Consider the following 11456-nt stretch of genomic DNA (forward strand, 5'->3'; position numbering starts at 1 on the left):
CTCTGGTGTTCCGGTTGTCACGCCAGTGGCATTGCCGGGTAGCTATGTTCGGAATAGATAACCGCTGAAAGCATCTAAGCGGGAAACTAGCCTCAAGATGAGATCTCACTGGGAACTTGATTCCCCTGAAGGGCCGTCGAAGACTACGACGTTGATAGGTCGGGTGTGTAAGCGCTGTGAGGCGTTGAGCTAACCGATACTAATTGCCCGTGAGGCTTGACCATATAACACCCAAACAATTTGCGTGTTGTACGGTGAAGACGTAACGAACCGAAAGTTCGTGTGAACCGCAAATACCTGTCACATACCCGAATCTGGATGAGCGTGTGCACTTGCCACGAGCGTCCATAAAGAATTGCTTGACGACCATAGAGCGTTGGAACCACCTGATCCCATCCCGAACTCAGTAGTGAAACGACGCATCGCCGATGGTAGTGTGGAGTTTCTCCATGTGAGAGTAGGTCATCGTCAAGCTCCTATCCCAAGACCCCTGGTCAGCATCGCTGGCCGGGGGTTTTGCTTTTTTGGCGCGAAAAAGGACGCCGTTCGACATGGAAACGTTGATTTCTACCTTCATCCTGCTGGGTGTTCTGAGCCTGAGCGTCGGTCAGCTGCTCGCCTTCTGCCTGCTCGTGGCGCGGGCAGGGCCAGCTGCGATTCTCGCCCTGATCATCCCGGGTTTCGGCTTCTTTCTAGGGCGCCGGCACGGTATCTATAAATGGCTTCTGCTGCCTTACCTGGTGTGCATGGGCTGCTTCCTAGTCGCCATGATCATGGCCGGATGAGCGCCTGCAAATACTTGCCGCCTTAGCTGAGGGCAGGGCTCATAGCCCTCTAGAACAGCCATTTCAGCGTTATTCTCCCTTTCCTGCGGGTAGCGGTGTTCCTGTTACAAAGCCTCTGCTGCCACACTGATGGCATTTCATCCAACTGTCACATTCCAGTCATAGAGTCTTCATGCGGCCTGCCGATACTGGCCCCCGTTCCATCCAACCCCATTCTCCTTAAGGAGCAAGGCATGAAACTCAAGCGTTTGATGGCGGCCCTGACTTTTGTCGCTGCAGGCGTAGGCACCGCCAGTGCGGTAGCCGCGATCGATCCGGCCCTGCCGGACTACCAGAAAGCCAGCGGTGTGTCGGGCAACCTGTCGAGCGTCGGTTCCGACACTCTGGCCAACCTGATGACCATGTGGGCGGAAGAGTACAAGCGCCTGTACCCGAACGTTAACGTGCAGATCCAGGCCGCCGGTTCCTCCACCGCGCCGCCGGCTCTGACCGAAGGCACCGCCAACTTAGGTCCCATGAGCCGCAAGATGAAGGACGTCGAGCTGCAGGCCTTCGAACAGAAGTACGGCTACAAGCCGACCGCTGTTCCGGTTGCCGTGGATGCCCTGGCGATCTTCGTGCACAAGGACAACCCCATCAAGGGTCTGACCATGCAACAGGTCGACGCCATCTTCTCCTCCACCCGCCTGTGCGGCGGCAAGTCGGAAGTGAAGACCTGGGGTGACCTGGGCCTGACCGGCGACTGGGCCAACAAGCCCGTCCAGCTGTTCGGTCGCAACTCCGTCTCCGGCACCTACGGCTACTTCAAGGAAGAAGCCCTGTGCAAAGGCGACTACAAGCCGAACGTGAACGAGCAGCCGGGTTCGGCTTCCGTGGTTCAGTCGGTCAGCCAGTCCCTGAACGGCGTTGGCTACTCCGGTATCGGTTACAAGACCGCTAGCGTGAAGACCGTTGCCCTGGCCAAGAAGGAAGGCGGCGAGTTCATCGAAGACAACGAGGCGAATGCCCTGAACGGCACCTACCCGCTGTCGCGTTTCCTCTACGTCTACGTCAACAAGGCGCCAAACAAGCCGCTGAACCCGCTGGAAGCCCAGTTCCTGAAGATGGTGCTCTCCAAGACCGGCCAGCAGGTTGTCGTGAAAGACGGCTACATCCCGCTGCCGTCCAAAGTCGCCGAAAAAGCGATCAAGGACCTGGGTCTGTAATCAGCCCTTCAACCGGGCGGAGATCTCCGCCCGGCATGGGCTGACGCTTACTCGACCGAGCCCGCCAGCATGGCTCTGCTGGCGGGCTTTGTCGCGTCACCTCCATGTCATCTTTCTGTCATATAGGGCCGCTAGGGTGTCACTCCATGAACGACATGGCCAACTCCCCGATGACTTCTTCTCTCCCCGAGCGGATCGATTTCAATACGCCTGCCCTGCAGCGCAAGCGCCGTATCCGGGCGCTCAAGGATCGACTGACCCGTTGGTACGTCCTGGTCGGCGGGCTCGCCGTGCTGGCTGCCATTACCCTGATCTTCTTCTACCTCGCCTACGTCGTGCTGCCGCTGTTCCGCGGCGCCGAACTGGAGGCGCGTGACCCCCTCGCTCCGACCTGGCTGAAAACGGCCCAGGCGCCGCTGCTGCTGAGCATCGAAGAGCAGAACATGGTGGGCATGCGCGTCGCCGCCAACGGCGAAGTGGTGTTCTTCGACGCCAAGAAAGGCGACGAGATGGACCGCGTTTCGCTGAAGCTGCCCGCCGGCACCAGCGTCACCTCCATCGCCGAGGACCAGCCGGGTCATCCGACCGTCGCGCTGGGCCTGTCCAACGGCCAGGTGCTGGTGTTCAAGCACAACTACAAGGTCACCTACCCGGACAACAAGAAGACCATCACCCCGCACATCGACTATCCCTACGGCGAAGCGCCGATGAACCTGGATCCCCAGGGCCGTCCGCTGGAGCACGTGGCGATCGTCTCGGGTGACGACAGCCTGTTGCTGGCCGCGTCCACCGGCAGCGAGATGCTCCTGCTCGGCCTGACTCAGCAGGAAAACATGCTGACCGGCGAGAGCACCCTGCAGGAAGAACGCATCAACCTGCCGCAGATCGCCGATCCGGTGAAGGCCATCTACATGGACCCGCGCAAGCAGTGGCTCTATGTGCTCAATGGCCGCGCCCAGGCCGACGTGTTCGACCTGAACTCCCACCAGCTCAACGGCCGCTACAAGCTGCTGGATGACGCGTCCGCCGAAGTGACTGCCAGCAGCCAGCTGCTGGGTGGCATCTCGCTGATGGTCGGCGACTCCAAGGGCGGCATCAGCCAGTGGTTCATGGCCCGTGGCGAAGACGGCGAACCGCGCCTGTCCCACGTGCGTGATTTCAAGCTGGGCGACCAGCCGATCTCCAGCATCGCGCCGGAGCAGCGCCGCAAGGGCTTCCTGGCCATCGACAAGCAGGGCAACCTGGGCATTTTCCACAGCACCGCGCACCGTACGCTGCTGGTGGAGAACGTCGCGCCCTCCGCCGGCCCGATGGCCCTGTCGCCGCGCGCCAACCGACTGATCCTCGAGCAGGGCGGTGAGCTGCGTCGCTTCAGCCTGAGCAACCCGCACCCGGAAGTGTCATTCAGCGCGCTGTGGGGCAAGGTCTGGTACGAGAGCTACGACAAGCCGTCCTACGTTTGGCAGTCCACCGCCGCGACCACCGACTTCGAGCCCAAGCTGAGCCTGTCGCCGCTGACCTTCGGTACCCTGAAGGCCGCGTTCTACGCGATGATCCTCGCTGCGCCCCTGGCCATCGCCGCCGCCGTCTACACCGCCTACTTCATGGCTCCGGGCATGCGCCGCAAGGTGAAGCCGGTGATCGAGCTGATGGAAGCGCTGCCGACCGTGATCCTCGGCTTCTTCGCCGGCCTGTTCCTGGCGCCGTACGTCGAAGGCCACCTGCCGGGCATCTTCAGCCTGCTACTGCTTACCCCGCTGGGTATCCTCGCTGCCGGCCTGATCTGGAGCCGTCTGCCCGAGCGCATCCGCCTGAGTCTGCCGGCCGGGTGGGAGGCAGCGATCCTGATCCCCGTGGTCCTCGCCACCGGCGCCTTCGCCCTGTGGATGAGCCCGCACCTGGAGACCATGTTCTTCGGCGGCGACATGCGCCTGTGGATCAGCCATGACCTGGGCATCACCTACGACCAGCGCAATGCTCTGGTAGTGGGCCTGGCCATGGGCTTCGCGGTGATTCCGAACATCTTCTCCATCGCCGAAGACGCCATCTTCAGCGTGCCGCGCAGCCTGACCTACGGCTCCCTGGCCCTGGGCGCCACGCCCTGGCAGACGCTGACCCGCGTGGTGATCCTGACCGCCAGCCCGGGCATCTTCTCCGCGCTGATGATCGGCATGGGCCGCGCCGTGGGCGAGACCATGATCGTGCTGATGGCCACCGGCAACACCCCGGTCATGGACGTGAACATCTTCCAGGGCATGCGCACCCTCGCGGCGAACGTCGCGGTGGAAATGCCCGAGTCGGAGGTGGGTGGCACTCACTACCGCGTGCTGTTCCTCTCGGCACTGGTGCTGCTGTCCTTCACCTTCGTGATGAACACCCTGGCAGAGCTGATCCGTCAGCGCCTGCGCAAGAAATACGCGTCGCTCTAAGCGACGCCCGACGAGGCTACGTTCCGTGAAACAGAAACAGGAATCCGTCAAAGCGTGGTTTGCCAGCGGTTCTCCCTGGGTGTGGATGAACGCGGGTGCGGTGTCCATCGCCGTGATCATGACCATCGGCCTGCTCGCCGTGATCGCCGTGCGCGGTCTCGGCCACTTCTGGCCGGCGGACGTGATCGAAGCGACCTACACCGTCCCCGGTGAAGCGCCCAAGACCCTGATCGGCGAAGAAGTCCAGATCGAGCAGGTGCCGCGCGAACGTCTGCGCGGCGCCGGTCTGCCGGTGCCGGACAATGGTCCGGAGTTCATGACCCGCGAACTGCTCAAGCTGGGCAACCGCGACCTCTACGGCAGCGACTTCTCCTGGGTGATCGGCGAATGGCTGACCGACCGTCGTCACCCGGCAGACCTGGTCACCCTGGAGCGCCGCGAGTGGGGCAACTTCTATGGCTACCTGCTGAGCGTGAAGGAAAACGGCAAGGTGGTTGCCGAAGGTCCGAGCGCCATGGCCGAGCTGCAGACCCGTCTCAAGCGCGTCGATGAGCTCTACAGCAAGCTGTACCGGCTGGAGAAGAAGGACATTGGCGGCATCAACCATGGTCTGGAGCGCCTGCGCCTCAAGGAACGTGGCCTGCAGCTGAACAACAAGCTGGATGCCACCGCCGAGGCCGACATCGCCGCCGGCCGCGCCGAGCTGAACGCCCAGTACAAGGTGCTGGAAGAGCAGCTCAACGGCCTGCACCAGGAGTTCAACCGCGACAGTATCGTCATGCGCGACGCCACCGGCCAGCAGACCGAAATCAGCGTCGGCAAGCTGGTGCATGCCTACCAGCCGAACCAAATGGGCGTGGCCACCAAACTGAGCTTCTACTTCAAGAAGCTGTGGGAATTCCTCAGCGATGACCCGCGTGAAGCCAACACCGAGGGCGGTATCTTCCCGGCCATCTTCGGCACCGTGATGATGACCCTGGTGATGGCCGTGATCGTCACACCGTTCGGTGTGATCGCTGCCGTCTACCTGCGCGAGTACGCCCGTCAGGGCCTGCTGACCCGCATCATCCGCATCGCGGTGAACAACCTCGCGGGTGTTCCGGCGATCGTCTACGGCGTGTTCGGCCTGGGCTTCTTCGTCTACGTGCTGGGCGGCTCGCTCGACCGGATGTTCTTCCCCGAAGCCCTGCCGGCGCCGACCTTCGGCACGCCGGGGCTGTTCTGGGCCTCGCTGACCCTCGCCATCCTCGCGGTGCCGGTGGTGATCGTGGCCACCGAAGAAGGCCTGGCGCGCATCCCGCGGGCCACCCGTGAAGGCTCCCTCGCCCTGGGCGCGACCAAGGCCGAGACCCTGTGGAAAGTGGTCCTGCCGATGGCCAGCCCGGCGATGATGACCGGCCTGATCCTCGCCGTGGCCCGTGCCGCCGGTGAAGTGGCGCCGCTGATGCTGGTGGGCGTGGTGAAGCTGGCTCCGGCGCTGCCGGTGGACGGCAACTACCCGTACGTGCACCTGGACCAGAAGATCATGCACCTGGGCTTCCACATCTATGACGTCGGCTTCCAGAGCCCGAACGTCGAGGCCGCGCGCCCGCTGGTGTACGCCACCGCGCTGCTGCTGGTGATGGTGATCGCCCTGCTGAACTTCTCGGCCATCGCCATTCGTAACCGCCTGCGCGAAAAGTACAAGGCGCTGGAAAACTGATTCTGCAGGCGGCGGGCCGTGCCCGCCGCCTGGCCTCCCAAGGAGACTGAACATGCAACATGACACCGCATCCCACGGCATCGATATCGGCGCGCTCGGCCGCGGCGACCGCCATGGCATGAACCTGGAAAGCGAGACCGTCGCCCTCGAAGTGCCCGGCCTGAGCCTGTTCTACGGCGAAAAGCAGGCGCTGTTCGACGTCAGCATGAACATTCCCAAGCAGCGCGTGACCGCCTTCATCGGCCCGTCCGGCTGCGGCAAGTCGACCCTGCTGCGTTGCTTCAACCGCATGAACGACCTGGTCGATGGCTGCAACGTGAAGGGCGAGATCCTCCTGGACAGCCACAACATCTTCGCCAAGAACGTCGACGTCGCCGAACTGCGTCGCCGCGTCGGCATGGTGTTCCAGAAGCCCAACCCGTTCCCCAAGAGCATCTACGAGAACGTGGTGTACGGCCTGCGCATCCAGGGCATCAACAAGAAGCGCGTTCTCGACGAAGCCGTCGAGTGGGCGCTCAAGGGCGCTGCCCTGTGGGATGAAGTGAAGGATCGCCTGCACGAATCCGCCCTCGGCCTCTCCGGTGGCCAGCAGCAGCGTCTGGTCATTGCCCGCACCATCGCCGTGGAGCCGGAAGTCCTGCTGCTCGATGAGCCCTGCTCGGCACTGGACCCGATCTCCACCCTGAAGATCGAAGAGCTGATCTACGAGCTGAAATCCAAGTTCACCATCGTCATCGTGACCCACAACATGCAGCAGGCCGCACGTGTCTCCGACTACACGGCGTTCATGTACATGGGCAAGCTGATCGAGTTCGGCGATACCGATACCCTGTTCACCAACCCGGCCAAGAAGCAGACCGAAGACTACATCACCGGTCGCTACGGCTAGTCTCGCGGTATTGCGTGCGCGGTAGAACTTCCCGGAGAACATCACAAGCCAGCGGCCCGGCGCCTGCGGCTTTCGCGGAGCGAACATGATCAACAAAGAAAGCCTCACCCACCACATCTCGCAGCAGTTCAACGCCGAACTGGAAGATGTGCGCAGCCACCTGCTGGCCATGGGCGGCCTGGTGGAGAAGCAGGTCAACGACGCGGTCAACGCGCTGATCGACGCCGACTCGGGCCTGGCCCAGCAGGTGCGCGAGATCGACGACCAGATCAACCAGATGGAGCGCAACATCGACGAGGAATGCCTGCGCATCCTCGCCCGCCGCCAGCCGGCTGCCTCCGACCTGCGCCTGATCATCAGCATCTCCAAGTCGGTGATCGACCTCGAGCGCATCGGCGACGAAGCCTCGAAGATCGCCCGCCGCGCCATCCAGCTGTGCGAGGAAGGTGAGTCGCCGCGCGGCTACGTCGAGGTGCGCCACATCGGCAACCAGGTGCGCAAGATGGTGCAGGAGGCGCTGGACGCCTTCGCCCGTTTCGACGCCGACCTCGCACTGTCGGTTGCGCAGTACGACAAGACCGTCGACCGCGAATACAAGACCGCCCTGCGCGAGCTGGTCACCTACATGATGGAAGACCCGCGTGCCATCTCCCGCGTGCTCAACGTCATCTGGGCGCTGCGTTCGCTGGAGCGCATCGGCGACCACGCGCGCAACATCGCCGAACTGGTGATCTACCTGGTGCGCGGCACCGACGTCCGCCACATCGGCCTGACCCGCATGAAGGAAGAGGTGCAGGGCACCGCTGGCAAGGCCGACAAGGCCGAATAAGCCAGACGCCCGTACCAGAACGGACCCGGCCATCGCGCCGGGTTCGTCATTTTATGGCCGAGCGGTCCCTCACCAATGGCATGTAGCCACCCGGCAAGGCTATCCTTCGCCCTATCGTTTTCGGGAGATGCCGATGGGCAAGGTCAGTGTGCTGGTCGTGGATGACGCTCCGTTCATCCGTGACCTGGTGAAGAAGGGACTGCGGGACCATTTCCCTGGTCTGCAGATCGAAGAAGCGGTCAACGGCCGCAAGGCGCAGCAGTTCCTCGCGCGCCAGGCCGTGGACCTGATCCTCTGCGACTGGGAAATGCCCGAGCTGTCGGGTATCGAGCTGCTTACCTGGTGCCGCGAGCAGGATCACCTGAAGACCACGCCCTTCATCATGGTCACCAGCCGCGGCGACAAGGACAACGTGGTGCAGGCCATCCAGGCCGGCGTCTCCGACTTCATCGGCAAGCCGTTCTCCAACGACCAGCTGGTGAGCAAGGTGAAGAAGGCGCTGTCGCGAGCCGGCAAGCTGGAAGCCCTTGCGGCCCAGGCGCCGCAGCGCAGCCTGGTCGGCTCCATGCCCAATGACTCCCTGGCTGCTCTCACCGGTGGCAAGGCCGAGGTAGTACGCCCGGCGGCCGCGCCCGCTGCGCCGCGCCCGGCGGCTCCGGCACCGGCTGCCGCGGCTCCGGCCGCCCGCAGTGGCGCCAAGGGTCAGCAAGGCCAGCTGCGCCTGCCCTCGGCGAGCCTGCCCTGTGTGATCAAGGCGCTCAGCCTCAAGGAAGCGCTGCTGGTGGTGAAGCGCGGTACGCCGCTGCCCCAGGTGCTGGAAAGCGCCGTGCTGGACCTGGAAGAAGACAGCGACGTCGCCCGCCTCAACGGCTACCTGCATGCCGTGGCAGCGCTGGAGCCCAAGCCGGACAGCGAGTGGCTGCAACTGACCTTCCGCTTCGTCGACCGCGACCCGCAGAAGCTCGACTACCTGTCCCGCCTGATCGCCCGCGGCAGCTCGCAGAAGCACTACGTGCCCGGCGCCTGATCCGGTTACAAATCCGCCCGCCGGCAACCGGGACTGTTTCACAGGCCGACCGGCGGCAGGTCGCGACGCACGGGCGACGCTGCTAGTCTTGCCAGCGTCGCCATACCTATAACCAGAGTCGACATGCTAGGGCGCAGTATCCTCCTGTGCGGTCTTCTGGCCGCATCCGGGACGGCTTCGGCCGTGACCATCTACAAGTACACCGACGCCAATGGCGTGGTCACCTACACGGACAAGGCCGTGGCGGGTGCGGCTGTCTTCGTTTTCCGCGATCGCATGGTCGAGCACCTGGAAGAACAGGTGAAGCTGGAGACGAAGAAGCACGCCGGCGGCGAGACCCTGCAGGTGCGCAACGACCTGTACGCACCGGTGGAAGTCGAGCTGAGCGTGACCGGTGTGCAGAACGCCGTGGGCGCGCCGGAGCGGCCGATCCGCTGGGTGCTGCCGCCGCGCAGCTCGATTCGCCTCGCCACCCTGGCGCCGCTCGATCCCGCCAGGCCGCTGCGCTACAAGCCCAAGCTGCGCTATGCGCTGGGCGATCCGCGACTGACGCCGTTGTCCTACCAGTACGCGCTGCCATGGACCGGCGGGCCGTTCCGCCTGACCCAGGGCGCCAATGGCCGCTACAGCCACTTCACGCCCAAGGGCCGCTACGCCATGGATATCGCCATGCCGGTAGGCACGCCGATCATCGCGGCGCGCGGCGGTACCGTGGTGAAGGTCGAGAACGGCCAGAGCGGGCGCGGCAAGAACCCCTCCGGCAACTTCGTGCGGATACTGCATGACGACGGCACCATGGGTGTGTACCTGCACCTGATGCGCGGCTCGGTGCTGGTGCGCGAGGGCCAGCGCGTCGGTACCGGCACGCCGCTGGCGCAGTCGGGCAACACCGGTAACAGCAGCGGCCCGCACCTGCACTTCGTGGTGCAGCGCAACGTCGGTCTGGCGCTGGAGTCGATTCCCTACGACTTCTCCCAGCCGGTGGATACGCTGCCGAATTTCGCGGTGGTGAAGGGCAACTGATTCGCTTCTTTCGCGTCCGCGTGGGCACGCCTTATTGCATGCCCATGACGCATGGCGCAGACCTGTAGGAGCGGGCCATGCCCGCGATCGCGCGCATGGCGCGCTCCTGCAGTCGAGCATTTGCCAACGAAAAAGGCTGCCCGGGGGCAGCCTTTTTCATTCAGGGCAAAAGACTCAGTCGAGCTTCACCACCTTGGCGAGGACAATCTTCGGGCCTTTCATCTTCTTCACGATGATGCGCAGGCCTTCGGTATCCAGCACTTCCTCTTCTTCCGGCACGCGCTTGAGGGTGTCGTAGACCAGGCCGGCGAGGGTGTCCGCCTCGACGTGGTCCAGGTCCAGGCCCAGCAGGCGTTCCAGCTTGAACAGTGGCGTGTCGCCGCGCACCAGCAGCTTGCCGGGTTGGTAGGCGACGATGCCGCGCTCGGCCTTGCGGTGTTCGTCCTGGATGTCACCGACCAGCACTTCCAGCACGTCTTCCATGGTCAGGTAGCCGACGACCTTGTGGTCGGCTTCCTCCACCAGCGCGAAGTGCGAGCCGCCCTGGCGGAACTGCTCCAGCAGGCGGGCCAGCGGCAGGTGCTTGGTGACCATTTCCAGCGGGTGGGTCAGCTCGTCGAGGTCGAAGGACTCCGGCAGGCTGTCCAGCGTGGCCAGGGCCAGCAGCAGGTCCTTGATGTGCAGCAGGCCGATGAACTCGCCCTTCTCGCTGTCGTACACCGGGTAGCGGCTGTACTTGTGGCGGCGGATGGTGGCGAGGATGTCGTCCAGCGGGGCGCTGCGCTCCAGGAAGACCAGGTCCTCGCGGGAGTTGGCCCAGTCCACCACTTCCAGCTCGCCCAGCTCCACTGCCGAGGCCAGCACGCGCATGCCCTGGTCGCTGGGGTCGTGGGCGCGGCTGGAGTGCAGGATCAGCTTGAGCTCGTCACGGCTGTAGTGGTGCTCGTGGTGAGGGCCCGGCTCGCCTTGCCCGGCAATCTTCAGGATGGTGTTGGCGCTGGCGTTGAGCAGCCAGATCGCCGGGTACATCGCCCAGTAGAACAGGTACAGCGGCACCGCCGTCCACAGCGACAGCAGCTCCGGCTTGCGGATTGCCCAGGACTTGGGCGCCAGCTCGCCGACCACGATGTGCAGGTAGGAGATGATGAAGAACGCAGTGAAGAACGACACGCCGCGGATGACTTCCTCGGAGTGCACGCCGACCGCGGCCAGCAAGGGCTCCAGCAGCTCGGCGAAGGCCGGCTCGCCGACCCAGCCCAGGCCCAGTGAGGCGAGGGTGATGCCCAGCTGGCAGGCGGAGAGGTAGGCGTCGAGCTGGTTGTGCACCTTGCGCAGGATGGTGCCGCGCCAGCCGTGCTGGTTGGCGATGGTCTCCACGCGGGTCGAGCGCAGCTTGACCATGGCGAACTCGGCGGCGACGAAGAAACCGTTGAGCACGACGAGGAACAGGGCGAACAGGATCAGGCCGAAATCGGCGAAATAGGTGAGGAAGTTGCTACTAGGGGAAGGGTCCATGGTTCTGTTGGTTCAAGAATGGACGGACAAGAATGCGGTTCGCGGGGCCTGG

9 protein-coding genes and 2 rRNA genes are annotated in these 11456 nt (G+C 64.0%); 10 read left to right on the forward strand and 1 reads right to left on the reverse strand.

All coding sequences use genetic code 11. The features are described from left to right. From IB255_RS14980 to IB255_RS15025, 10 genes are all read left to right on the forward strand, one after another. A 23S ribosomal RNA gene (locus tag IB255_RS14980) occupies positions 1–224 on the forward strand; the annotation flags it as partial. 134 nt (positions 225–358) lie between these two features. Next, positions 359–474: ribosomal RNA gene (rrf, locus tag IB255_RS14985) — 5S ribosomal RNA — on the forward strand. 77 nt (positions 475–551) lie between these two features. Beyond that, on the forward strand, positions 552–785 hold the full coding sequence (locus IB255_RS14990) for a hypothetical protein (protein WP_081515131.1): 234 nt from the start codon (positions 552–554) through the stop codon (positions 783–785). A 233-nt stretch (positions 786–1018) separates the two neighbouring features. Then, complete coding sequence (gene pstS, locus IB255_RS14995; RefSeq protein ID WP_024762034.1) at positions 1019–1990, forward strand: phosphate ABC transporter substrate-binding protein PstS; 972 nt, start codon at positions 1019–1021, stop codon at positions 1988–1990. Positions 1991–2385: 395 nt separating this feature from the next. After that, positions 2386–4419 carry an ABC transporter permease subunit gene (locus IB255_RS15000; protein WP_139791457.1) on the forward strand — a complete coding sequence of 678 codons (2034 nt, stop codon included), beginning with the start codon at positions 2386–2388 and terminating at the stop codon, positions 4417–4419. 25 nt (positions 4420–4444) lie between these two features. Next, entirely contained in the window at positions 4445–6121 is a 1677-nt protein-coding gene (pstA, locus tag IB255_RS15005) for a phosphate ABC transporter permease PstA (protein WP_081515133.1), read from the forward strand. Positions 6122–6173: 52 nt separating this feature from the next. Further along, positions 6174–7010, forward strand: a complete 837-nt coding sequence (pstB, locus tag IB255_RS15010) for a phosphate ABC transporter ATP-binding protein PstB (protein WP_081515134.1) — start codon at positions 6174–6176, stop codon at positions 7008–7010. 85 nt (positions 7011–7095) lie between these two features. Then, positions 7096–7839, forward strand: a complete 744-nt coding sequence (gene phoU, locus IB255_RS15015; RefSeq protein WP_045217747.1) for a phosphate signaling complex protein PhoU — start codon at positions 7096–7098, stop codon at positions 7837–7839. A 133-nt stretch (positions 7840–7972) separates the two neighbouring features. After that, entirely contained in the window at positions 7973–8866 is an 894-nt protein-coding gene (locus tag IB255_RS15020) for a response regulator (protein ID WP_081515135.1), read from the forward strand. Positions 8867–8989: 123 nt separating this feature from the next. Next, positions 8990–9889 carry a peptidoglycan DD-metalloendopeptidase family protein gene (locus IB255_RS15025; protein WP_081515136.1) on the forward strand — a complete coding sequence of 300 codons (900 nt, stop codon included), beginning with the start codon at positions 8990–8992 and terminating at the stop codon, positions 9887–9889. 174 nt (positions 9890–10063) lie between these two features. Here IB255_RS15025 and IB255_RS15030 read toward each other — a convergent pair whose 3' ends face one another. After that, positions 10064–11404 carry a hemolysin family protein gene (locus IB255_RS15030; RefSeq protein WP_081515137.1) on the reverse strand — a complete coding sequence of 447 codons (1341 nt, stop codon included), beginning with the start codon at positions 11402–11404 and terminating at the stop codon, positions 10064–10066. Positions 11405–11456: the final 52 nt, after the last annotated feature.

The organism is Pseudomonas sp. PDM22, assembly GCF_014851965.1.
GTDB lineage: Bacteria > Pseudomonadota > Gammaproteobacteria > Pseudomonadales > Pseudomonadaceae > Pseudomonas.

Coding starts and splice junctions, on each gene's coding strand:
- pstB (WP_081515134.1), top strand. CDS start 6,174: ATGCAACATGACACCGCATCCCACGGCATCGATATCGGCGCGCTCGGC.
- IB255_RS15025 (WP_081515136.1), top strand. CDS start 8,990: ATGCTAGGGCGCAGTATCCTCCTGTGCGGTCTTCTGGCCGCATCCGGG.
- IB255_RS15030 (WP_081515137.1), bottom strand. CDS start 11,404: ATGGACCCTTCCCCTAGTAGCAACTTCCTCACCTATTTCGCCGATTTC.
- IB255_RS14990 (WP_081515131.1), top strand. CDS start 552: ATGGAAACGTTGATTTCTACCTTCATCCTGCTGGGTGTTCTGAGCCTG.
- IB255_RS15020 (WP_081515135.1), top strand. CDS start 7,973: ATGGGCAAGGTCAGTGTGCTGGTCGTGGATGACGCTCCGTTCATCCGT.
- phoU (WP_045217747.1), top strand. CDS start 7,096: ATGATCAACAAAGAAAGCCTCACCCACCACATCTCGCAGCAGTTCAAC.
- pstS (WP_024762034.1), top strand. CDS start 1,019: ATGAAACTCAAGCGTTTGATGGCGGCCCTGACTTTTGTCGCTGCAGGC.